This window comes from Sphingomonas faeni (assembly GCF_040407565.1).
GTDB classification, from domain to species: domain Bacteria; phylum Pseudomonadota; class Alphaproteobacteria; order Sphingomonadales; family Sphingomonadaceae; genus Sphingomonas; species Sphingomonas faeni_F.
Genome location: NZ_JAPZPR010000009.1, coordinates 18,815 through 41,911 on the forward strand (window position 1 = coordinate 18,815; position 23,097 = coordinate 41,911).

The 23,097-nt window shown below is 60.5% G+C and carries 24 protein-coding genes; 9 read left to right on the plus strand and 15 right to left on the minus strand.

The window, feature by feature from the left end:
- Positions 1 to 58 precede the first annotated feature (58 nt).
- The 8 genes from O6Y00_RS17690 to O6Y00_RS17725 all read right to left on the minus strand — a co-directional run bounded on the left by O6Y00_RS17690 (position 59) and on the right by O6Y00_RS17725 (position 6,150).
- Positions 59 to 1,231: a site-specific integrase gene (locus O6Y00_RS17690; protein WP_353443883.1), complete on the minus strand. Its 1,173-nt coding sequence runs from the start codon at positions 1,229 to 1,231 to the stop codon at positions 59 to 61.
- Positions 1,232 to 1,537: 306 nt separating this feature from the next.
- A complete protein-coding gene (locus O6Y00_RS17695) occupies positions 1,538 to 2,824 on the minus strand; it encodes a VapE domain-containing protein (protein WP_353443884.1) in 1,287 nt (428 codons plus the stop codon).
- A gap of 411 nt (positions 2,825 to 3,235) precedes the next feature.
- Positions 3,236 to 3,907 (minus strand): hypothetical protein, encoded by a 672-nt coding sequence (locus tag O6Y00_RS17700; RefSeq protein WP_353443885.1) that lies wholly within the window; start codon positions 3,905 to 3,907, stop codon positions 3,236 to 3,238.
- The gene (locus O6Y00_RS17705; RefSeq protein ID WP_353443886.1) at positions 3,858 to 4,157 is read right to left on the minus strand and encodes a hypothetical protein; all 300 of its coding nucleotides are present in this window, start codon (positions 4,155 to 4,157) and stop codon (positions 3,858 to 3,860) included. Before O6Y00_RS17705 ends, O6Y00_RS17700 begins: the two co-directional genes overlap by 50 nt.
- A 19-nt stretch (positions 4,158 to 4,176) precedes the next feature.
- Complete coding sequence (locus O6Y00_RS17710; protein WP_353443887.1) at positions 4,177 to 4,620, minus strand: hypothetical protein; 444 nt, start codon at positions 4,618 to 4,620, stop codon at positions 4,177 to 4,179.
- Between the two features lie 18 nt (positions 4,621 to 4,638).
- The gene (locus O6Y00_RS17715) at positions 4,639 to 5,052 is read right to left on the minus strand and encodes a hypothetical protein (protein ID WP_353443888.1); all 414 of its coding nucleotides are present in this window, start codon (positions 5,050 to 5,052) and stop codon (positions 4,639 to 4,641) included.
- A 199-nt stretch (positions 5,053 to 5,251) separates the two neighbouring features.
- Positions 5,252 to 5,767: a hypothetical protein gene (locus tag O6Y00_RS17720; protein WP_353443889.1), complete on the minus strand. Its 516-nt coding sequence runs from the start codon at positions 5,765 to 5,767 to the stop codon at positions 5,252 to 5,254.
- Between the two features lie 14 nt (positions 5,768 to 5,781).
- Positions 5,782 to 6,150, minus strand: a complete 369-nt coding sequence (locus O6Y00_RS17725) for a DUF4177 domain-containing protein (RefSeq protein WP_353443890.1) — start codon at positions 6,148 to 6,150, stop codon at positions 5,782 to 5,784.
- Positions 6,151 to 6,269: 119 nt separating this feature from the next.
- On the opposite strand from O6Y00_RS17725, the gene O6Y00_RS17730 reads away from it, so the two are divergent.
- The 4 genes from O6Y00_RS17730 (at position 6,270) to O6Y00_RS17745 (ending at position 9,954) form a co-directional block, all read left to right on the plus strand.
- Complete coding sequence (locus O6Y00_RS17730) at positions 6,270 to 6,497, plus strand: helix-turn-helix domain-containing protein (protein WP_353443891.1); 228 nt, start codon at positions 6,270 to 6,272, stop codon at positions 6,495 to 6,497.
- Positions 6,498 to 6,671: 174 nt separating this feature from the next.
- The gene (locus O6Y00_RS17735; protein ID WP_353443892.1) at positions 6,672 to 7,916 is read left to right on the plus strand and encodes an SIR2 family protein; all 1,245 of its coding nucleotides are present in this window, start codon (positions 6,672 to 6,674) and stop codon (positions 7,914 to 7,916) included.
- 56 nt (positions 7,917 to 7,972) lie between these two features.
- Positions 7,973 to 9,745 carry an ATP-binding protein gene (locus O6Y00_RS17740; RefSeq protein ID WP_353443893.1) on the plus strand — a complete coding sequence of 591 codons (1,773 nt, stop codon included), beginning with the start codon at positions 7,973 to 7,975 and terminating at the stop codon, positions 9,743 to 9,745.
- Positions 9,742 to 9,954, plus strand: a complete 213-nt coding sequence (locus O6Y00_RS17745; RefSeq protein ID WP_353443894.1) for a KTSC domain-containing protein — start codon at positions 9,742 to 9,744, stop codon at positions 9,952 to 9,954. The genes O6Y00_RS17740 and O6Y00_RS17745 overlap by 4 nt, the downstream gene beginning before the upstream one ends.
- Positions 9,955 to 10,073: 119 nt before the next feature.
- Here O6Y00_RS17745 and O6Y00_RS17750 read toward each other — a convergent pair whose 3' ends face one another.
- A complete protein-coding gene (locus O6Y00_RS17750; RefSeq protein ID WP_353443895.1) occupies positions 10,074 to 10,364 on the minus strand; it encodes a hypothetical protein in 291 nt (96 codons plus the stop codon).
- A 232-nt stretch (positions 10,365 to 10,596) separates the two neighbouring features.
- Between O6Y00_RS17750 and O6Y00_RS17755 the strand changes: the two genes are divergently transcribed.
- The gene (locus tag O6Y00_RS17755; protein WP_353443896.1) at positions 10,597 to 11,151 is read left to right on the plus strand and encodes a hypothetical protein; all 555 of its coding nucleotides are present in this window, start codon (positions 10,597 to 10,599) and stop codon (positions 11,149 to 11,151) included.
- A 242-nt stretch (positions 11,152 to 11,393) separates the two neighbouring features.
- The gene (locus tag O6Y00_RS17760; RefSeq protein WP_353443897.1) at positions 11,394 to 12,164 is read left to right on the plus strand and encodes a hypothetical protein; all 771 of its coding nucleotides are present in this window, start codon (positions 11,394 to 11,396) and stop codon (positions 12,162 to 12,164) included.
- A 746-nt stretch (positions 12,165 to 12,910) separates the two neighbouring features.
- Here the strand turns inward: O6Y00_RS17760 and O6Y00_RS17765 are convergent.
- Positions 12,911 to 13,288: a hypothetical protein gene (locus O6Y00_RS17765; protein WP_353443898.1), complete on the minus strand. Its 378-nt coding sequence runs from the start codon at positions 13,286 to 13,288 to the stop codon at positions 12,911 to 12,913.
- 901 nt (positions 13,289 to 14,189) lie between these two features.
- Here O6Y00_RS17765 and O6Y00_RS17770 point away from each other — a divergent pair.
- The 3 genes from O6Y00_RS17770 to O6Y00_RS17780 all read left to right on the plus strand — a co-directional run bounded on the left by O6Y00_RS17770 (position 14,190) and on the right by O6Y00_RS17780 (position 19,589).
- A complete protein-coding gene (locus O6Y00_RS17770; protein ID WP_353443899.1) occupies positions 14,190 to 14,933 on the plus strand; it encodes a hypothetical protein in 744 nt (247 codons plus the stop codon).
- A 913-nt stretch (positions 14,934 to 15,846) separates the two neighbouring features.
- Positions 15,847 to 18,252, plus strand: a complete 2,406-nt coding sequence (locus O6Y00_RS17775; RefSeq protein ID WP_353443900.1) for a glycoside hydrolase family 2 TIM barrel-domain containing protein — start codon at positions 15,847 to 15,849, stop codon at positions 18,250 to 18,252.
- A gap of 71 nt (positions 18,253 to 18,323) precedes the next feature.
- Positions 18,324 to 19,589, plus strand: a complete 1,266-nt coding sequence (locus O6Y00_RS17780) for a PQQ-dependent sugar dehydrogenase (protein WP_353443901.1) — start codon at positions 18,324 to 18,326, stop codon at positions 19,587 to 19,589.
- A gap of 379 nt (positions 19,590 to 19,968) precedes the next feature.
- Here O6Y00_RS17780 and O6Y00_RS17785 read toward each other — a convergent pair whose 3' ends face one another.
- Genes O6Y00_RS17785 through O6Y00_RS17805 form a run of 5 tightly spaced genes read right to left on the minus strand, consistent with a single transcriptional unit; the run spans position 19,969 to position 22,964 of the window.
- Entirely contained in the window at positions 19,969 to 20,367 is a 399-nt protein-coding gene (locus O6Y00_RS17785; protein WP_353443902.1) for a thiol-disulfide oxidoreductase DCC family protein, read from the minus strand.
- Entirely contained in the window at positions 20,360 to 20,890 is a 531-nt protein-coding gene (locus O6Y00_RS17790) for a DUF4166 domain-containing protein (RefSeq protein WP_353443903.1), read from the minus strand. Before O6Y00_RS17790 ends, O6Y00_RS17785 begins: the two co-directional genes overlap by 8 nt.
- Entirely contained in the window at positions 20,887 to 21,360 is a 474-nt protein-coding gene (locus tag O6Y00_RS17795; RefSeq protein WP_353443904.1) for a DUF2269 family protein, read from the minus strand. The genes O6Y00_RS17790 and O6Y00_RS17795 overlap by 4 nt, the downstream gene beginning before the upstream one ends.
- Positions 21,353 to 22,654, minus strand: a complete 1,302-nt coding sequence (locus O6Y00_RS17800) for an SDR family oxidoreductase (protein ID WP_353443905.1) — start codon at positions 22,652 to 22,654, stop codon at positions 21,353 to 21,355. Before O6Y00_RS17800 ends, O6Y00_RS17795 begins: the two co-directional genes overlap by 8 nt.
- A complete protein-coding gene (locus O6Y00_RS17805; RefSeq protein WP_353443906.1) occupies positions 22,641 to 22,964 on the minus strand; it encodes a hypothetical protein in 324 nt (107 codons plus the stop codon). Before O6Y00_RS17805 ends, O6Y00_RS17800 begins: the two co-directional genes overlap by 14 nt.
- Between the last annotated feature and the right edge of the window lie 133 nt (positions 22,965 to 23,097).

Below are 23,097 nucleotides of genomic sequence, written 5' to 3' on the forward strand. Positions count from 1 at the left end.
CCCCACGGACCAGCCGAAGCCAGTGCGTGGAGCGGAGCAAGATAGAGGCGACAGCAAATTACATGGATGTCGCCGAGCTTAGATTAAGCCTCGCGGCGCCCGCATCTACAGCAGCCAACAAGGTATCGTTCGCTAGATGAGAGTAGCGGGCAGTGCTTGAAACGTTCGCATGACCCAGAACCTTGCCGACAGCGTATAGATCTATTCCTGCACCTACCATCGCTGACGCTGCGGAATGACGAAGGTCGTGTAAATGGAGTTTATCAAGCCCAGCTGCCTTTCGCGCCGACTGAAAGGCATGCTTGATTGTTGTCAGATGTCGAGAAGAATTGCGCGGGTTTGGAAACAGGAATGTCGCCCCGTCTAGTCTCGACAGCGTTCCAATAACGTCAAGCGCCGCTCGACTCAGCGGCACGTGCCGTGCCCGCCCTGATTTCGAGGTTGGAACAAACAGCGTTCGCCGTTCGACGTCGAGATCTTGCCACCGGGACGCCAGCAATTCTGAAACTCGCATACCTGTCAGGAGCAACAGCTCGAGAATAGCTGGCAGCTGCGGATTTTTGGTCTTGGCAGCCGCAGCGAGAAGCCGCCCCGCCTGATCCGCATCGAGGTATACCTGTCGCGAATTATTCAGTGGAGGCAGCCGAACGCCACTACACGGATTACGCTCGCAGCCCGGAATGCCCCACTGCGCGCCGAGAGCGAAACTGCGTCCCATTATAGCTTTAAGCTTGACCACCGTGGCAGGCGCCAAGCCTTCGGCGCGTTTCGCAGCAAGCCAGCTCGCAACGGCCCGGCCGTCAATGTCAGCAATGCGCATCTTACCCCATTTCGGCAAGATGTGCAGCCGCATGTAGCCATCGGTCGTATCATAGGACCGCTGCGTAAGTTTGGCATCTGACAAATGTTGAGCAGCCAAGTCCGCATAGACCGGAACCGCTTTAACAGCTGCCTTTGCCGCGCCAGGATCACCGCCCATTACTACCTCTGATCGAAGCTTCTGAGCCGTCTTTTTTGCAGCGGCGAAAGTGATGTCCTCGTACCGGCCAATCTTGTGCTGCTTCTGCCGCCCAGCAGCATCTTCATAACGGAGGTAGTAAGTGCGCCCGCCAGTGGAGCGGCATTCAAGCACGAATCCAGTCACAGTTTGATCGTACCAGTCGGTCTTCTTTTTGCCCTCTTCGCACTGGGCGGTGAGAGCAAACACGTGATCGAGTTTTGCCTTGGGCATTTGGATATCCTTCTAAAAGGGTGACTGAGTCGCGCCGCCATAGCGGCCCGAGGGCACGCACGACGGACGCAGCATGAGGTCGGGACCGGCGGCACCGGATCAGTGCCCGGTGGAGTCCCAGGGGCAGCGGCGGACGTGGCCGCGTTCTGCGGTCACGACGCGGCGGGCGGCAGGAGGCAGGGGGCGGCAGGCCCGGCAACTTTCGTCGCAGGCTTTATCACCCCATCCAGAGTTTGGATTTCTGCTACCCCCTGCCCCCTCGAGAGGCCTCCGCCGTGGGGCTGATCCACGGCGACAGCGGCTTCGTCAGAACACGTCTTCAGCCGGTGCTGGCGGCAAGCCCGGCACATCCGAGACGATTTTCGTTTCCGGCTTGACCCAGGCCGCCGGGTCAGCGCTCTTCAACCTGACGTTCCACTTCATCAGGCTGTCGCGCTTTCGGGGTTCGCCGTAGAGCTCCCTCAGCGCAGCACCGCATTCCTTCGCCTGCGCATTGGTCGGTTGCTTATATCCGATGCGTCGCAGGACGTCGCTGGCCGTCATGAACTCCCGGGGCTCCTTACTGGTGGCGGAGGTATCGACAGCACCCGCCACCTGTTCGCCGATTGCGCTGATCGACCTGTGCCTTGCGTTCCAGGCTTCCAGCGCACGCTCCTCGTCGTCGGTTAGCCACCACGTTGCGTCCTCATCGAGAATGCCAGCTAGCTGCGCGAACAGCTGCTGGGTGTCGACGTTGTGGAGATAGTCGAGGCGTTCGACTGCCAGCGTCCACCAGCGCGTGTTGCCGGTTGGGTCGATTAGGAAGCTGGCATCGTTTACAGTGGCGGCAAACACCGTCCGGCGCGGATAGACGGATTCTCGCCGATCGTAAGGGCGCCTGACCTTGTCGACATCCGCCGTGACGAAGCTCTTCAGCGGCGGCAGTTCACGCCTTAGCGTCCCTTCCAACTCCCCCAGCTCGACGATCCAGTTGTTGACGGCGCCCAGCAGCGAGTCCTTGTTCGCCCAGTCCATGTGATGGTCGAGGCGGACTACCTCGTCTCGCAGGGTTACGTCCGATACCAGCCGCTTAATCCAGCTGGTCTTTCCGATACCCTGGCTGCCCTGAAGCACCAGCACCCCGCGAGCTTTGAATGCGTTCGATTTGAGGGCGCCCGCCGCGGCACTTAGAAGCCACTTGGTGAGCAGCGTGGCCTTCAACGCCGCCGGGTAGTCGTCTGCCGTTGTGATCGTCGCCAGCATTGCCGGAAGACGATCACATCCATCCCACGGCTTGCTGGCGATCCATTCGGCAACGGGATTGTAGGCATGCGCATCGCCAATCGCCTGGACGTACTCCGCAAGGTGCCGAGTCGACAAACCGTGCTGAGCGGCACGGCTGAAGATCCGCGACATGCGTACGTTGTCACGGTTATCCGGTGTGCCGGGCTCGCCGGGGATCGTGATCTCCATATCTTTCTTGATAATATTGTAGCGGACCTCGATACCTCCGTGGCCCAGCATGTGCTCAACGTTGGCTATCGTAGTGGGGACGCGATTGGACCCCGGCGGCGGACCATCAGGCCAACCGGTGATCGGATTTGTCGTGGACATGTTATGCTCTCATGGGCGACCGCTCCTATTGGAACCAGTCGACTCCGCACGCTCAATGACGCGCGTTATGATCCCGCGGAGGATGCTTCCGCGGCTCTGGGTCGTGTTGTTTGGTGTATTGTTGATGCGGCCGGTTCAGGCCCTGCCCAGCTGAGCGTGCCTTAGCTGCGCTCGTCCGGGTGGATGCCATGTTACGAGCCTTTCACCGGGCATGCCGGTTTTCCTACGCAGCGGCCGTTCAGCTTGATGTGCAGGCATCTCTGCTGAGCGCCTTATTGTTTGCGCACAGCTATTAATCAAACGGGGTCCAAGTCGCTGTTATGACTGGCTATTATACGTCAGCGTCACTGTCCTAGATCGTTGCCGGAAAACCTTCGACCTCAATTTGGCCTTCGTTCACGCTACCTTCGCTCATCCGTAAAGGCGGTAGGTCTTGTCGCTGTCCACCCACCAGAGCCCGCGTCCCCGCCGCGCTCCCCGACCTGCGTTGAGCGTCGCCGTGATGAACGCCTCGTCGAACTCGGTCGGTATAGAGCTGTAGTCCCTCCCGGAATCGATGGAGCACTGCACCGCCTCATGGTTCGCGGCCAGCTCCACTGCCTCGAGAATGCCTGCGCGCCTATTGATTCCAGTGGCTATGGCGGCTTGGATCAGGAAGCGTACGAATTCCGCGCGTCCCATGAGCCCGCGGTGTTCGTCAGCTAGGCCGGCAACCTCGTCCCGCCGCTGGTGATACGCCGCAAAATAGTCGTCAGTATGCTCGACGATCTCCCAAGCGCCTACCGCTGACCGGTAACGCACGTGGAGCGGGCGGCCCTTGATCCGGTATGGTCCGAACAGTTGATCATCGTTGCCCTCCTGCTGCTCAGCCAGCTTGAAGGTACGCATCATCCATTCGAGGAGCTCGGGATTGTCCACCCTGCTGTACATCTCGCTTCCCCTGCCCCCCGAAGTCCTAGCCGTGATGTGGAGAGACAGGCCGCGCAACTCAAAACATCCAGCGAGACTGCCCAACGTAGGTATTATGACGACGTCACGTTCGATCGCCGAGCGTGACCACTTGAGAAAGCGGTAGCGTCTCACCCGGCCGCCTTACTCGATTGACTATCGCGACAGTCACCCCGATCGCCCCCAGCGCGGCGGCGCAAACAGCAGGAGCGTTAAGCACAAGCATCAGCATGCCAAAGCATAACGCGAAGCCGAGCGTCTCACGCGGATGGGTAATCGCGGCCATCAGCGCCAACATCAAAAGCACGATGCCCAAGGCGGTTGTCAGGATCTGAGCGATTGCGAGTATCACAAGTGCCGTCAGTAGTTTCAAGGTCACGTTCACTATATGTTCTCCTAGTGGGTTAGGCCGTGTAATGTCGGCAGAGAGTGAGCAGGTCGGGGAGAACGCCGTCGGTGTCGCTGATAAAAAGGACGTAGGCGAAGGCTGAGCCAAAACTGATCGACAGCTCGAACCAGCCCCCGTGATCCACTAGATGATCCCAGAAGGGGCCGAAGCCAGGTGCGTCGAACCGGACTTCGTCAACGGGTTCAACGAGTGGGGAAAAGCCGACTTGCCGGATGATGTCGGACTCGGCGTCGCCCGCCACGATGACCAAAATTTCGGTCACGTCGATCAGATCTTCGAGATCCTCGATGCGGCGGCGCAGCAGAGCAAGGAGGGTTGGGTCGAGGTCGAGCGTCAGCGCATGTGCCATAGCGGCGCGATCGTTTAGCAGCAGCATGAGTGTTTTCCTTCCAGACATAAAAATGCCGTCCGAAGCGAGCTGCTTGGACGGTGCGGTCATTTGGGTAAGGGGCTTCGATTAGACGGGCGTCATGTGACTTCTGCACAGGTCGAGAAGGCGCTGGTCGATGCCCTGCCGATCGGGGACGAAAAGTACGTGCCCGAGGCCCCCGTCTGTCAGCACGAAGGCCAGTTCGAAGTAGCCGCCGTGATGCTCGATCCACTCCCAAGAGGGGACGAAGTCGGGATCGCCAAAGCAACGTTCATCCACGAAGTTGATATCGACGGCGAAGCCGAGCGCCCCCTTTACCTCTTTCAATCCGTCTCCCGGCTCGACCGCATGGAAGTGCGCAAGGTCGCCGAGTTCAACGTCGGGCTCAGTGTCGTCTTCGAGCTGCCGGGCGCGGAGGGCGAGCAGGTCCCGCAGGGCGGGGTCGAGGGCAGCGGCGTTGATGGCCGCTTCGACGGCGGCGCGGTTGGTGAGTGACAGCATGAAAGCGATCTCCAATAAAAAAGGCCCCCGCGAACTGGTCGCAGAGGCCTTGGGGGATGGTTTTGGTGGTGTTCGTTAAACGAGCGCTTCGAGAGGTGCCGCCGGGCAGTGCAAAACGGGCAACTGCGCCCGCTAACGATATTCCTCAGCGGTAAGAACGCGGAGGTTGATCAGGTTATCTGCAGGTCCGCAGATATGGTCAGACTGCGTCCCGTGGTTCGAACAGCGCGGGGTAGTCCCGACGAAGCTCGGCTCGATACTTTTTGTTGGTGACGGTAAGACGCCAAACGCTGAACCCGAACATAGCTGCACCGAGAATTGGAACGACGAGCAATGTCGCGACCGCCATTCCTCCAATGCCGAAAATCAGAAGGCTTTCTTCAGGTGTCCATCGCTCACGCGCAGCACGGTTGATCATTCGATTGACCTTTCCTTGCCGCATACCTGCGCGATCAATCTTGGCCGGCTTGCGCTCCTCCTGAAGAACGACGTCGTCGCCTTCGCGTTTGATCTTGACGCCTGCGGCGTTGGCATCGCCGAACAGGCCGTCGAAGATACCTTCCGTAGCCGCCGCTTGTCGCAACCGATCTTTTTCATCGGCGGCAGCGTTCGCTTCGCGTTGCACCTTGGCTGTTTCGCCAGCGGCTGCTTTCGCCTGTCGCTCTTCTCGTTCCAGCTCTGCTCGACGCGCGGCGACGCGTTCATTCATATCCATGTCGTGTCTCCCTGCTATTCGTTGGAAAAGATGGTGGCGATGGCAGCGGCCCCGATACCAAGCCCGACAGCCCCGGCGGCGGCCCTCCGGCCAGTGCGCTTGGCACCGTCCTCTGCCGCGATGACGTCGTCGATGACGCGCGCAGCACGGGCCTCCCGTTGATCCTCGGGAACGCGTCGTTCGAAGGTGACCATCAGCGTCTCGCGATCGCTGGTCAGCATGTAGCGTTGCTGGACCTTCTCCATGAACACCATGCGCCACCCTTCGGCAGCCAGGGCATTGATGTAGGCCTGGAGCACCGCCGTCTCGATGCGACCGTCGCCGAGCAGCACGGAGCTGATCGCGCCATCCGCGACGTCGATGACCTTGTACTCGTACTCCATGTGGTTCTCCCGAATGTTGGTTGTTGTGGATGATCGTTCCCCGCCTCGATCGGCAGGGCAAGCGAAATTGACACGTCTGGTCTACAGACCCGGACGCGGGTCTCCGGTCACACCCAAGTATGGATGTGGTGCAGCTTCTCGGCGCGAACGTGCGCCATCATCGGAAGCTGAAGGGTATGTCGCAGGAGCGGTTGGCGCTCGATGCGGGTATGGAACGCAGCTACGTGAGCGACCTCGAACGCGGCACTAGGAACCCGTCTGTGCGAGCACTGGGGCGATTGGCGGACGCGCTTGGGATCGAACCGAAGCTGTTATTGGAATCGCCCGTAGGTGGGCTTTCCATATAAGATACCCGGGTTTGCGCACTGGAACGTGGGGGTTAGAATTTCCACGGATTGAGCAGGCCGTAGCATGGCTTGCTCGGCCTAGGTCTGTTTGACGAAGGCGTTTGCAATACGAACCAGTAGACTTACAATCGAACTATCCAGGCACGAGTCCGGACTACTGTAGAGGCAGAGCGCTTGGACACTGTTCATAACCCCGACCGTTTCATGGCTGATTTTCGCCAGATACTATCGCAGGGCCGCAAACGTATCGGAATCTTGATTGGGGCCGGTGCACCATTGTCGGTCAGGGTCGATGCGACGGGCGCGCTTTCCTCAAGCGGATCTCCTCTTATCCCGGGCGTTGATCAACTCACCGACTTAGTGGTCGGGACGCTTACGGGCGCGGAGGCTACAGCATCTGCAGCTATCCGTGCTGGCCTTCCTGGCGGCGGAAATATTGAGACGATCCTTTCGAAAGTGCGGCTTTTACAAAACGCAATTGGTACAACTCCTGTAAATGGCTTAGACAGTACCGGTTATGCTGCCTTGGGTAGCAACATATGCTCTGCAATCGGAGCTGTCGTAGGAGCAAAGCTTCCAGCGGAGAGATGTGCTTATAACGAGATTGTATCCTGGATCAGCGGCACGCAGCGACCGCATGCCATAGAAATCTTCACGACAAACTATGATCTCCTTGTTGAAGAAGCATTTGAGGCAGCAAAAGCACCGTACTTCGATGGCTTTACGGGAGGCAATGCGCCCTTCTTTGATCCAGTGACGGTCGCTGGCGATGACCTTCCGCCGCGTTGGTCGCGATTGTGGAAGTTGCATGGTTCATTAGGATGGAAAATTGAGAAAGATGTTGTCATTCGATCGGGTGGATTGAGCTCTTCGGAGCTAGTCTACCCGGATCATCTGAAATACGATCTTACGCAGAAACAGCCATACTCGGCACTTTTCGAACGGTTAAAAGATTTTTTACTGACCCCCGATACACTTCTTCTAACGGCTGGCTTTTCGTTCCGTGACGCTCACATTTGCGCAGTACTCGATGAAACCTTAGCCATGAACTCAAACTCGGCGGTATTTGCGTTTCAATACCAAAATCTTGCTGAGGAACAGCCAGCCTGTGAACTTGCCCTGAGCCACCCAAACATGTCGGTCTATGCTGCAGATGGTGCTGTAATCAGCAGTGTAGCAGGAAAATGGAGGCCAGGAGACCCGCCGAAAAACTGGGCTGAGATTCGGAAGAGTTTTTGGGGGCAGCGATTTGGCGTTGGCGAGCCACAATTTTTACTCGGAGACTTTACCAGCTTTTGCCGCTTCTGCGCCATGTCGCACTCGGCAGATATTGCGCAGTCACCACCACTTCCGGGCTCCTCCGCCACTGCCGCGTTAGCCGCAGCTACGGCAGCCATAGCTGCGGCAATCGTAGCGTGAGCGGCAAAGATCCTACCTACCTTGGCCGGGTAAGTGGCGTCTCCGGATCGTCGATAATGGTGAAGTTGGCTCAGTCGATCTCGTCGGGCCTCGCAATTATAGCAGGGCATACGTACCGAGTGGGCCAGGTCGGTAGCTTTGTACGCATTCCACTCGGCTACCAAGACCTGTTCGGCGTTGTGGCCGAGGTAGGAGCCAATGCGGCACCTGAAGATGCCGGTGTAAAGGAGGTCGACACCGGCCGATGGATGCGTGTTGAACTCGCTGGCGAGGCGATCGGCGAACGGTTCGAACGTGGATTGAGTCAGCACCCGAACATCCACGACAGCGTCCATATCGTGACCGAAGCAGACCTCCGCCGTATATATGGCGGAGATGAGGACGACCAGATTGCGATCGGTACACTGTCCAGCGCGGAAAACATCGTTGTACGGCTTTCTCTCGACGCGCTGGTCACTCGCCACTCGGCAATCTTGGGCTCAACGGGCGCCGGTAAATCGACAACCGTTGCAAGCATCGTTCGCTCGATCGTCGCCCCCTCTGATGCCAAGGGATCGAAAGGGGCACGAGTACTTCTTCTCGATATCCATGGCGAGTATTCGTCCGCTCTGTCAGATCTCGCCAAGGTATTTAGCGCCACTCCCCAACCCGGAGAAGAACCTTTATACGTCCCCTATTGGGCGTTGGAAGCGGGAGAATTGCTAGATTTTGTTACAGGCCCGCTGAACGATAATCAGCTTACAGCAATAACTGATAAAATCCAAGAAATGAAAGGCGAGAGTCTAGCCAACTCCTCGCTCGCTGGCTTGGACCTGCAATCACTGACGGTCGACAGCCCTGTTCCATTTTCTCTTCGGCAACTATGGTATGACCTGACAGACTTTGAGACGGCAACGTTCTCGGGGCCGCAACGCGACACCCCGTGCCTTGAGACACCGGGCGATGCGCAAACACTCACAGCCCCTCGCTACCAACCTCACGCCATGGGCTCCGCCGGGCCATTCCTTAATTCAGCCGCGAGAGGCATCCGGCGTCAGTTGAATCTGTTACGGTCGCGCCTGCTTGACCGGCGCTATGATTTCATTCTGCATCCAGGTCCTTGGGAACCGGAACTTGACGGGACCACTAGTGAAGATCTTGATACGCTTCTTGAGGGTTGGTTGGGTCATGATAGGCCGCTCACCGTCTTGGATCTGTCCGGCGTACCGAGTTCTGTCCTAGTTCGCCTCATCGGATCCATCTTAAGGATTGTTTACGAGGCATTATACTGGAGTCGCGAAAAGACCGAAGGCGGTGTCCTTCGGCCGTTGCTCATCGTTATGGAAGAAGCCCATCGCTACGTAAGTCCAGAGAGCGGAAATGTTGCCGCAGAAGTGGTAAAGCGCATTGCCAAAGAAGGGCGGAAATATGGGGTCGGCGCCATGCTCGTTTCACAGAGACCTGCCGAGATTGACGAAACTGTACTTTCACAGTGTGGAACCTTGATAGCTTTACGCCTTTCAAACCCCACGGATCGCGGTAGAGTTAAGGGCGCCTTGCCGGACAACTTGTCAGGTCTCATGGATTTGCTTCCAGTACTTCGGACTGGCGAAGCCATTATCGCAGGCGAGGCAGCGCGCCTTCCAGTTAGGACGAGGATATTTCTCCCTGCCGCTGAGCACCAGCCACGTAGTTCGGACCCCAAGGTCAGCGCAGCATGGAAGACGCGCCGTCTCGCTGAAGGATATGACAGAGTTGTTGCATCCTGGCGGGCACAGCGCACGACTGCGGTCGTCAATGACGTTCAGATTCCCAGAAGCCCTGTTACCGACGAAAGCGTTCCCGAATGAACAGAGATCCCGTAGCTTCAACGAACATTGTATCACTAGGCTATGACGATCCAAGCGAAACGCTTGAAGTTGAGTTTAGCAGTGGGTCAGTCTACCAATACTACAATGTTCCGCCATCAATTTGGACCGAGCTATTTGCAGCGCCGTCCAAGGGACAGTTTTTGAACGCATATATAAAGAATGCCTATCCGTTTTCGCGTGTCGGCTAAACTCATACGGCCTGCCTAATGCTGCGCGTGCAACTCGTTGGGCCGCACCCGTCACATTGACGCATACGCATGACGTTAGGCGCCACAAAGAAGTTGGCCAAATACGAGTATGATAACAGTCAGCCCCGAACGCGTTTCACCGTCGCCGACGCACTGCCAAGTTCGACCTCCAGCATATCCGCCTTTGCGTCCAAGGCCCTTGCCTGGAAATTGAACGGCTCGACGTCGCTCGGGTAGTAGGTGAAGCGGTAGCTGTTCGGTCCGCCGGGTTTCATGAAGAACGTCGCCAACCGCTTGCTGTCGGCTTCTCGCTCGACGCTCACCTGTCCGGTAACTGGCCCCTCTTCCAGCCTCGCCTCGTTCTTGCCGTCGCTCATGTAGAATAGACCGGTCGCGTTGGGCCACGTCACCGCAAGGCCTTCAGCGGGCGAAAGCGCCCCAAGCAGGAGTTAAACGGCTGCCCAGCCGAACGGCATTTCAGCGCCTGCTGCCGCCGTTCTCTTGTGCAAGTGCCATAAAGAAGGTGGTGCCGCCTACAGGATCAGGTAGCCGTAAACAGGAAGGCCGCAGCTTCGATTTCGTCTTGTTAAATCCATCCCTTCTGCGGATACCTCTGTCACTGCAGACAATAGGAGCAGGGGTTTGCCTGAGATTGAGCTGACATTACGACGGTTCTATTCCGAAAAGGGGCGGACCTCCATTGGGCGGATGATCGTCGTTATATTGGTCGCAAGCGTCATTTTTTATATCTGTGGGCAAACAAGCTGGGAGTACGGTCGGGTTGCGGCCGCCGCCGTTGGAGCAATCGCGGGAGCGGCGCTGGCCAAATTGACCGTTGAAGGCATCCGTCGACTGCGTGACGCCGGAATTGACACGCGCATGGCCGCTTGGGGCCTTCTTTTACTGGGCGTACTGACAATTGCTGCATTCGGGTCGTTCTTCGTGGCGTCTCCACAGGTGGGCAGGACGCTCCTTTCCGTTTTGAAATGGCTCGTTCCCATAGCAGTCATCCTACCGCTGCTGCTTCCGCCTCGGGACAGCACAGCGGGACACGAACCTAACGACAAGGGTTTTCGCTTTGCGGTCGCTTGTACGGTTGGCGGTGCGGTAGTTGCTCTTTTGCTCAGTTCTTTGTCGATCGGTATGGACGAAACCAACCGCCGAGGCATGGCAACCCAGACTGAGGTGCGAGGATGAACCGTATCACGTCGCCCTACCTGCCTAGAGCCAAGATACTTTTAGATGCTTTCGCAAACGCTGGCACTTCAGGAGCGGCACGCCTCTCACCTGGGGATGAGGCTGTACGGCAACGGAGTCCTGCAGGCTGGTCTGTTCCCCGTAATAGGCTGGTCGCCGAACTCCGGGATCGCTTAGATGGAAAAACGCTGCCCCACCAACGCGGCACGTCATATTGCGGCTGCTCTGCCTTCCTATACTGCGTGCTCGAAGATCGGCCGGATTGGTACGTCGCTTACGCAACAGCTCTTTGGCGAGGTGTGCCGTTCACGTTCAAAGGAGCGAGCGACCAGACCCTTGTCTCTGTTGATACTGAAACGCGGAATTCGCTGACACAAATACAAAGCGGGAAAGCCCGAGGCTCGTCTATCTCTGATCTGGATTGGATGACCATGGCAAGCCTCAGCGCCGCCACCCGGTGGTCCGGATCGACGCCCGCCGCAGCTCATCCAACGGATCGCGGTGCAGCCATTACTTGGCCTTGGATGGTGAAACAGTGGTTCGCGTCGGTTGGCGCCCCTGCGAAAATTGATTCGGTGGGCGTTGGTTTATTTAACAGCAGTCTCGAAGACGCACTGGCGCTTCTCGATCGCTGGGTCGGTTACTGGCTGGTAATTCAGATAGATGCTAGTTTGCTTAGCGGCGGTTCCACCTCGATCCAGCAACGTCATTGGGTGGTTATCGATCCCGAGACACCCCCGGCAATCCAGGCGGCTGACCAAGCCGCTTGGTTCGACCCTAAGTCGTTTGGCCGCCTCCGCGCTGATCGCCGCAAAGCTGCACTCGGCCCGGTTCATGACGCTTACTCGGGAGCCGCAGTAGCCAAAGGCGAGGACAGTCAGGACCATCGTAGCCCGATTCGGTTGCGAGTTGTCAGTTGGGGTGACGAGCATCACCCCATTCGCGATGCGACCATCGGCAATTTCGCGGATCGCTTTTACGGAGGATATGCCTTCCCGCGGTTCAACCGCTAACTTCGATGATGCAGAGCGGACTGCAGCTATCATGATCCGACGCGACCCAGAGTACTGGCAGCGGCTGCGCAAGGACCGTCGCTCAGGAATAGCGGTCCTTCTCACCGCCGTCGCTGCGGTGGTGGCTGCCGTCGCTCTCACCATGGTCGCGATACCCGGAACGCAATGGGAGGCGCGTGCGTCACCGATCTACTGGGTTATCCTTATGCCCGTGGCATGGTGGATAAACGGTCTTGCAGCCTACGAACCTTGGGCAGTTCGCAGTTGGAAACCGGCTCTAGCTACGCTCTGTATCATCCACGCTATCTGCCTTACCCTTGCAATACTCGCGACACAGAATGTGATGCTGACGGCTGCTGGATTTGCACTGACGATGGCGTTTGCCGCTGCTGCGCTGGCTACCCACCGGGGCAGTTTGGTCGCTTGCGAGGGTCCGGCACGGTGAGTTTGAACCCTATATTTATCATATCGGGATACGTCTCTCAGATCACACCCGAGTATCAATGTAGACGTACGAATGCCCACACTACCTTCGACGCTGTAGACGGCGGTGCTGTCCGCGTTCAGGCTGACGTCAACCGCGATGCCCTCCTCTTCAAAGTGCCACTTGTCCACCAAGAGCTGCCGATCAGGCGCAGGCACAGTTTGGGACGATGCGGGGGCCACAGCCAACAGTCCAGCCAACGCAGAGGCACAGATCAAGCGAAGCATAGCCACGACTCCGGGGTAAACACACCGCCTTTTATTTACCGACCGCTTGAAGCACTAGCCGATACTATACTGTCCTTTAGGGAACGGGCCTGAAGCAATATATCTTCGATTGCCGCCATGCCCGCTCCGGAGAGCGTAAGTTCGTCGTTAAGATTACCGTCGCCATCCCCGATAAGGAGGCCTTCAACTGACAGATGCCTAAGCCAACGCGACATTACGTTTGCATGCGTACCGCTTCGTTCGGCGGCGATATTACCGGTCATTGGAATACCGGCGGCATCAGCAACGAACACCTCCAACAACAGCTCCCAGGCTGGCTCGCCAAAAATTGCCGCCGACAAAGCGCGCGATCTGTAACGCCGAAATGACAGGATGGCACTCGCGATCTGCGCGGCCTCGTCGTTGTTCGTCATACCTGTCCCCAACCTTTACGGTTGCAATGACCAACCTATTCCGTAGCGGAAGGCAACCCCTGTGAGGCTTCGATAATTACATTTAGCCGGTTAAGCGCATCTGAAAGCCACGCCCCTAGGACGTACTCTTGGTGACCGTCCGCGAACGCGATCATACGCTCCAGCTGACTTGCAAATACCGTCGGGTCGGCTTGATCCATTGCTCTAATCCTCAATCGCGCAACGCTACTGCTGCTCAAGAACCAATGTACCAGCAGCGCCTTTCGAACTTACGTCTCGGTTTCATGACAAAACAGTCACGTTTAAGAACGATTGCCGCCTGTGGCGAAGGAGTTGGCTACCGGTCGCCTGCTGATTCCGGAAGCCGCGCTCCTGCCACAGGGCGGCAGTCATGCTCGGGCACGGATCGGAGGGCAGTCGCCTTTCATCTCAACAACACATGGCCAACGCGAAATGCTGATCGGGCACGGACGCGCATTCTTATGATGCGGGGGCCACAGCCAGCAGTCCAGCCAACGCAGAGGCACAGATCAAGCGAAGCATAACCACGACTTCCTACCCAAAGCGCCCCACGTAGGACCCAAACGAATAGCCTAGCTAGACCGCCTCCAGTAGGAAACGTACTGCTGACCAACGTTATATAACTCAAAGAAGGGTGGTGCCGCTTACAGGACTCGAACCTGTGACCCCCGCATTACGAACGAAGCCGTTAGCCCGGACTTCTAACGTTCTTGCGGGGGAAACTCTAGAGCCCCGCACCTTCTAGCCCGCAGAAATCCGTGATCGAAAGCGGACTGCACCGGAAACGCACCGGAGGCGAGACCATCGACATCGAGCCCCGCAATCCCGGCTCCACCGCCGGCCGATTGCCTGCCATCGACTTCCTTCGGGAGCCGACACGATGTCGAATTCACTGCCCGCTGCCACGTTCCCCCGCGCATCCTCCGGCGCGAGCAATATCGCCCGCTCGTTTAGCGAAGTCACCACCGGCATCCGCGACCGCGCACGCTCCGGTCAACCAGTTCGGCGTAACAGTCAGAATGCGGGCGGCGCGGAAGTCGCGCTATGGCGTGCGCACAATACATTTTCTGCAACGGAGCATAACGCGCGCATGCGCGCCGCGGAGGAATTCGATCACGAAACGAAGCTCCCCGGCAAACGCAACGGCGCACTGGGCGCGGTCGGGCTGGAAGTATTGCGCCTCATGCTCCGGATGCGCGGGCGCAAGACGGGGCGTCTCGATCTCAGCTACCAGCAGATTGCCGACAAGATACATCGCTCACGTAGCGCCGTCGGTGACGCACTCGATCGTCTGAAGAAGTGCGGCTTCCTCGACTGGATCCGGCGTTGCCAGCATGTTGAAGACGCCCTGCCCGACGAGCAGCAAACAGAGCAGATCCCGAACGCCTACATCCTACTACAGCCCCCCACCGTCCGTGAATGTGTAAGGCGCATGCTGCGTCGGCCGAGCGAGTTCGTGCGCGCCGTCGCGGAGAAGCTCGCGCGGCAGAAGAAGATCGACACCGCGACGGTCGACGACGTGATCGCCGACGTCCAGAATCCCGAGCTGCGCGCCCTGCTCGCTAAGGTCCGCCTTTCTGTGGATAGTGCAAATCCGTTGAGCGGTCAGACAGAGGCCCTGTAAGAACTAAATATATAAGGAACGCCTATGGCGTGCGCAGTTTGAAGCTTCATCAAGCCCCCGAGGCCCCGAACCCCACGGGTTCAACATCCAGCGACCGCTGGTGAGCGTGCCGGCTTGCGCCGTCCGGTGCATCCTAGGGAGGATGCGCAAATTCGGTGCCATTCTTGCAATTCACGTCGCCCCCGTTGCGAGGCCGCGATCTGCACCGAACTGCACCGGCGTATGAGCCCCAAATACCGCGACGCGGCCTAGGACTTGGGCCAGTTTCTGCAGGTCGTTTGATCGCACCTTTTGCGACACGAAAAGACCGCGGGCGAGGCGGGGGGAAAAGCGTGTTGAATGGGGTCGCGAAATTGGGCCATCCCAGACCCCGCCCGGCGCGATGCCCGCCGCCCCGATAGCTGCCGGACTAAAAGAGCTACCCGCCGGGGACGATGATTAGCAGCTCCCGTGATACCCTTGGTGCTGCCATGGGGGTGACACAGGGGGCGACAACTTTATCGCGCCGCTGCGCGATAAAGGTGGGTTAGTTGAGCCAATTTCAGACATTCACCCGTCGTTCCGCCTTCGCCAACTTCAGACATCCGTTCATAACTGCTCGACACCCCAACGAGCGGTCGTGGGGTGCCAGGAAGTGGTAAGGGACGAGCCGAACGGATTTGCAGCACTGACAGCCAAATGGAGGCAACCTCCAGCGGCTCAATGGATCCCTTAACTCGCAGCCCATCCCGACCCGCGGCCGGATCTTTGCGTAAGTGGCCGATCCCCCTCTCAGCAACACGACGCAATTCGAGCGTAAGTCCGATGATGGCAGAGCTAAAAAGATTGATTACCACGACTCAACATGTGAAAAGACTTCTCAATATACGACCAACTGCGAATAGCGTAGCGGTGGAATGTACGGGAGAGTGAGATGCCTCGCGGATTCGGTTGTGCAGCGATCATATTTGCCGGCCTGGCATTCTCCTCCGCCGCTATCCCAGCCGAACGTCAGATAACTGCTCTGTCCGACGACTGGCATTTCCTGCAAGGCGATCCCGAGGGCGCCGAACGCGCGGATACAAGCACGCAAGGCTGGCGCACCGTCTCCGTCCCCCATGACTGGGCGATCGCCGGCCCGGTCTCGCCCGACGCGAAAGCCGGCGGCGAGAACGGCTTTTTCCCGAGCGGCGTCGCCTGGTATCGTCGCGACCTGCATATCGTACCGGCCCCGAACCGCCGCTATTTCGTCGAGTTCGACGGCATCATGGAACGCAGCGGGGTCTGGGTGAACGGCCATCATGTCGGCTACCGACCGATGGGCTATGTCTCGCTGCGCTATGACATCACGCGCCATCTGCGCCGCGACGGACCGAACGTCATCGCGGTGCGCACAGACACGGCGGCGGCACCGTCGTCGCGCTGGTACACCGGGTCGGGCATCTATCGGCATGTCCGCCTGATCGAAACCGGCGACGTTCATGTGCCGCAGGGTGGCGCGTTCGTGCGCACGTCGTCGATCACCACGGATGCCGCCACGCTTTCGGTTTCGACCGAAATCGACAATGCGGGCGCTGCATCGCGCGGCGCGATAGTGGACGTCGTCGTGACCGGTCCCGACGGCCGCGAAGCCGGACGCGCGAGATCGCCGCTGACGCGGGTGGACGCGGACCGGACACAGCTCGTGACGCGCGAGATCCGGCTCGTATCGCCGCGTCGGTGGAACCTCAACGATCCCGCGATGTACCGCGCGGCGATCCGCATCCTCGACGAGCGCGGCGACGTGCTCGACAGCGAAACCGTGCCGTTCGGCGTGCGGGAGGCCGAGTTCAGGGCGGACACCGGGTTCTGGCTGAACGGACGCAACCTCAAGCTGAAGGGCGTGGCGGTCCATCACGACGGCGGCGCAGTCGGCGCGGCGGTACCCATCGCGGTGTGGCGCCAGCGGCTCACCGCGCTGAAGGCCCTGGGCGTCAACGCCATCCGCACGGCGCACAACGTGCCCAGCCCCGAACTACTGGACCTCGCCGACGAACTCGGCCTGCTGGTGATGGACGAGTGGTTCGACCAGTGGAACGTCGCGAAGACGCCGGAGGACTACCACCTGTTCTTCAGCGACTGGCACAAGCGCGACGCGACCGACATGATCCGGCGCGACCGCAATCACCCCAGCATCGTGCTGTGGAGCGCAGGCAACGAAATCCACGACACCGCCTATCCCGTACAAGCCAAGGCGGCGCTGCGCTCGCTGCTCGACATTGCCCATGCGAACGATCCGACCCGTCCGGTGACGATGGGTCTGTTCCGCCCTAATGTGACGGGCGACTACGCAAACGGCCTGGCCGACATGCTCGACGTGGTCGGCCAGAACTATCGCGAGACCGAACTCGAAGCGGCACATCGTCAAAACCCGCGCCGCCGGATCGTCGGTACGGAGAACGGGCACAACCGGGTCAACTGGCTGCCCGTGCGCGACAATCCGGCCTATGCCGGCATGTTCCTGTGGACCGGCATCGATTACATGGGCGAAGCGAACCGCGCCGGCTGGCCGTTCATCAGCCGCTACACCGGCCTGCTCGACCGGACGGGTGCACCGCACATCCGCGGGCTGGAGCGGGCGAGCTGGTGGTCGGACAAGCCCGTCATCCACGTCGTGCGCAACGCCATTCCGACGGCGGCCGGACCGGCGACCGATGGTGCCGGCGGACCGAACCAGCCGGCCCTGCCGACGATGATCGCGGTGGCGACGCCCCAGCCGCCGGTGGCACTCTTCGACGACTGGACCCCTACGAACCCGAAACCACATCCCGAAACGATCGAAGTCTACAGCAATTGCCGTCAGGTCGAGGCGTTCATCAACGGTCGTTCGCTCGGCAGCCTGCCAATCAACGCGGATGCGTCGCCGCGTCGCTGGGCGGTCACCTATGCGCCCGGAGACGTGCGCGCGGTGTGCCGCGACCAGGGCGCCGGCAGTATTTCCGATCGGCTTGTCACTGCCGGACGCGCCGCTGCGATCCGGCTGTCGTCCGATGCCGGGACGGTTGGATCCGACTTCGACAGCATGATCTATGTCCGCGCGCAGGTGGTCGATGCGAAGGGCGTGACCGTGCCGGGTGCACAGCATCTTCTGCACTTCTCGGTCCAAGGTGCCGGCGAACTGATCGCCACCGACAACGGATCGGTCACCGACCACCGGCCCTTTGCCTCGCCGGATCGGCAGCCGCGCGACGGTAACGCGGTCGCGCTGGTCCGCGGCGCCGGGGAAGGACGTTTCACTGTACGCGTCAGCGCGCAGGGGCTGAAACCGGGTTCGATCGCGCTTCAGGCACGACGAAAATGACGCGGACCAGCTCGAACGGCCGTTGCGCCTCGTTTCCGACCACGCCCGTTTGCCATGACCGGAGCCGTACCATGCTGCGTCGCCTGCTGACCCTGCCCTTGATCCTTGCCACCGGACTGGCGCACGCCCAGACCAGCGGCCCGAGCATCGGGAGCCGGCCGGCGCTACCCGCGCCGTACACCACCAAGTCGGTCGTCAACACGCCGGACACGACGCCCTTTCACGACGGTGCGAGCCTGAAGGTGGCGGACGGCCTTGCCGTCAACGTCTTTGCTGACGGGCTCGATTCCCCGCGCAATGCAGTGGTGCTGCGCAATGGCGACGTGCTGGTCGCCGAGGCGACGACCGAGCGGAAGAGCAACGATCCGAACTATCGCGCGGTCGGGCGCAACCGCATTCTGCTACTGCGCGACACGGACGGCGATGGTCGCGCCGACGTGCGCGAGACGCTGATCCGGGGGCTCAGCCAGCCGTACGGAATGCAGCTGATCGGCGGCAAGCTGTACATTGCCAACGCGAACGGCGTGTTCTGGACGCCCTACAAGCTCGGCATCACTCACATTGCCGACGATGCGCCGCGGACCTGGATTACCCGCTTCGATCCGACCGGCTACAACAATCACTGGACGCGCAATCTGCTGGCCAGCCGCGACGAGCGCACCCTGTTCATCGCCGTGGGGTCAGCTAGCAACGCAGGCGAGTTCGGCATGGCCAAGGAGTCGCGCCGTGCCGCGATCCTGGCGATCGATCTGGCGAGCGGGCGTGAGCGCATCTTCGCCGATGGCATCCGCAATCCGGTCGGCATGGCGCTGGAACCCCGGACCGGCCGGCTGTGGACTTCGGTCAACGAGCGTGACGAACTGGGCGACGATCTGGTCCCCGACTATATCGTCGGCGTGAAAGAGGGCGGCTTCTACGGCTGGCCGTATAGCTATTGGGGTCAGAATCCTGATCCGCGGTTGAAGGGACAACGGCCCGAACTCGTAGCCAAGGCCCTCACGCCCGATTTCGCGGTCGGGGCGCATGCTTCGGCGCTCGGAATTGCGTTCGGCGCAAACACGTCGCTGCCCGCACGGTTCAAAGACGGCGCGTTCGTCGCACGACATGGCTCATGGAATCGCTCGACCCTACTCGGATATGACGTGGTATTCGTTCCGTTCCGTGGCGGGAAGGCTGTGGGCCCAATGCAGCCAGTGCTGACCGGCTTCACGGATGGGCCGGGACATGTCCATGGCCGTCCACGCGCGTTGGCAACCGCGCGTGATGGGTCAGTGCTGGTTGTGGATGATAAGGGCGGCAGGATTTGGCGCATCGCCGCTGCTCCACTCGTCCGGTAAGCTGATGGAGTGCATGCGCCCCCCTACGACCAACGACATCGCGAGGTTCTAGTAACGGAGCGCGGTATCCGGTGAACTCCGCAGTCCGCGTTGGCCTCATTCAGTACGTCCAGCACGCATATCCTAGCGCTCCACTAAATGCATTCAGTCCATCAGCCGCGCTCGCAACCGCTGCTATCAAGGCAGTGAAACAGGTGGTCGGCAGCGGCGATCGCGAATGGCGAAAGTAGGTCGCAATTTGTCTAGCAAGCTGTGGTGCGTATGACCCAGTTGCGGTCGTTCGCGCCCCGTATTGCGCTTCCCAACTTGAGACGCTTGTTCATGAAGGGTCGAACGCGTTCCAGACGCCCTAGTCAACCGAAGATCTATGTTGCGTAGCCTACAAAACGCGATCCGTGTCCTCTGGACGTGGCAGCCAGCAGCTGGCCCGTCTCCCGAATAGGCGGTAACGGTTGCGTGCGACCCAGCGATATAATGGATCGCGCAAACTGCGCGGCACTGGCCGAGCCGCGGCGACGATCCGCCACGGCCAACCGAGCCCAGCATAGATCGCCAGCACCGCGTCGCTGTCGCGCAGCGCGCGGTCGCCCTCGACGACAATGATGGTATCGGGATTTGCTGAGTCGATCCCGAACCGTCGACACAGCGCGGCGCCGACCTCGCCCTGCATCGCAGCGAGCCGGAAGCGGCGCGCGCGGTCGTGCGTCAGGACGAACTGGGCGTTCGTTGAGCACAGCACACATTCGGCGTCGAAGAGGATGATCGGATGCTCAGTCATCGATTCTCTCCAACCGGCCTCGATAATGAATGACCCGGCCGAACAGCGGAAGGTCGACGGGAATGTCGAACCTAAACTCGCGGTCTTGCCCCTGCTCGACAGCATGGCATGCCGGCCGCGCCCATCGCGGAAGAGGTACGCCGAGGAACCGGAAGCCCACTAAGTCCATATGCAGCGCTCCATCGACGACCGAGACGTCGAACGAGTTGGCCGCGGGCCCCATCCGTTCGATCAGGCGGCCGTTCCGAATTTGCAGGGTACTGTGGTACTGTCGATCGCCGAACCTGCGATGCCAATGCTCGGCGTCTCCGTGCCGTTCGAACCGAACAGTGACTGGCACGCCCGAGCCGCGCGCTGGCAGACGCATTATCCAGCACAGCAGCCGCGCAAACGGATTGTCGCTCGCCCGTATCTCAGCAAGGCCCTTCCAGACCTGATCGTCATCCTCGTCATGTACCGCGCGCAGGCTGGGCGCGAGGCCATCGATCGCGGGACCGAGCAACCGCCGGAATAGCGCGGTCACCACGCAAAGTCCGGCTTGGCGACCATCAACCAGAAGATCACGAGCACGCCGGCAAAGGCTGGCCAGCCGAGCGCGAACCAGGTTCGTGATAGCGTGAAATAGCGCGCTGGCAGTCCCTCGCCGTCGGCGAGCCGGTCGACGATCCGGCGCATCTCGATCTGGATGCCGACGACCGGCAGCCAGCAGGCGCCGACGAACAGGTACAGCACGATGGCAGCCGCCAACCAGCCGGTTGTCAGCGGATAGCCGGCGATCCGAGCGAGCCAAACGCCGGTCACCGGCTGCACGATCACCGCAGGAGTGGTGAACAGCCAGTCGGCAATCACGACGTTGCGATTGACGATCCGTCGCGCCGCAAGGTCGCCAGAGCGGTTGGCCATGAAGCCGTGGAACGCGGTGCCGAGGCCGGTCCCGAACAATAGAGTGGAAGACAGAATGTGCACGGTCTTGAGAAGCAGATACTTATCCATGGTCGTTCTCCAAGGCATGCACAGCGAGTGCCAGACCCAGGATAGCTACGTTCTTGACGAGCGCGCCGAACGGATCGGCCCAGAGCGCAGGCATCGTTGTGGCGAGGATGGCGGTATAGCCCAGCATCACGACGATCCCGGCCATCGCTGCTCGGCTCACACGAGCCAGCAGCGCCAGCCCGATCGCGATATCGAGCACGGCACCCGCAACGAGCGCGGCAATTGCGGGCGTGCCGGTCAGCCCGACCTGCGCCAACAGCGCTCGGTTCGTAGCCGCAGGCGTCAATACCAGCGGTACGATGCCACCGGCCAGCCAGACCACAGCAAGCAACCAGCGCAGCATCGGCGTCAGCGGCATCAGCCGAGCAGCCAGCCGGTCGGCGTCCGTCGCTGGCGTCCGCGCCAGCGCGACGCCCAACCTGGCGGGAACCAGGCCGGTCGCGGCGATCAGCGGATCAACGTCGCCGATGTTACCGGCCTCAAGCATCGTCAGGCTTTCGCGGGTCACCGGCCCGATCCCGAGCCGCGTCGCGGCAGCGAGCATCCATCGCGGCAACCGTACAACGGGCACAGGTGCCAGACCCAGCCAGTGTCGCACGCTGGCGGTCAGCGCGTCCGTGGTCATCGGCTCGGGTCCGACGACGTCGATCCGTGCCGCGATCGGCGCCTCCCGGAACAGCAGTCGCAAGATGCCCGCGATCAGGTCGTCGACATGGATTGGCTGCACGCGCCACCTACCCCGCCCCAGCCGTAGCGTAAGCGGCAGAGCGGCGAGCGCGCCGAACAGTGCGCTGCTCTGCCCGCCGCGGCCGATAATGAGCGACGGCCGCAGCACGACCCAGTCCATCCGGCTGCCGCTAGGATCGAGGTTAGCAAGATAATCGTCCGCGGCGCGCTTGCTGAGATGGTAGCGCGTCGTCGCGCCGGCATCCGCGCCGAGCGCAGAGACCTGAACCACGCGGCTGACGCCGCACGCATAGCATGCATCGAACAGCGACCGCGCACCCTGATCGTGGACCATGGCATACCGCCCTCCATCGCGGATTAGTCCGGCGCAGTTGACGACCGCATCCATTCCGCGCAGCCGCGGCAGCCAGTCGTCCGCGCTATCCCGCGCCAAGTCGCAGCGGATCGTCGAGACTCCGCACAGCGCCTGCGCGAGCCGCACCGGATCGCGCCCGGCGGCGGTGACGCTAACGCCATTCGCCACCAGCCGCCCTACCAGATGACGCCCGACGAAGCCGCCTGCGCCAATGACGAGGACATGCATCGTCGGGCCCTTATGCGTCAGCACGGGGGCTGCGGTTCCATACCGCGAAGCCCATGCCGACCAGCGCTAGCAACACTCCGAAGAGCGCGCTCGTAACGGTGCCCTGCACCAACTCGGTTGGATCGGTCGCGACGTAGCGCATCGACACGAGCAGCATTGGCGTGGCGATCATCATCACCATCGACCACACCGTCCAGAAGCGCGACCGCTCTTCGGTCCCGCACAGTTCGGCGAGCAGGATCGACAGCGGTCGCCACAGCGCGACGGCAGCGAAGATCGCGATCAATGCGGTCAGTGCATAGGTCAGTAGCAAGGCGGCTATGGGTAGCAGCATGGCGGAAATCTCCTTCGACGCCGTCCGGATATCGGCCAGCCGTCCGACACCTTGCGAATGGCATGCCAATTGCGAAAACCAACGAGAATGCGTGGTTTATGTCGGTTCGCCACCCCGCAGATGTTAACGTCGT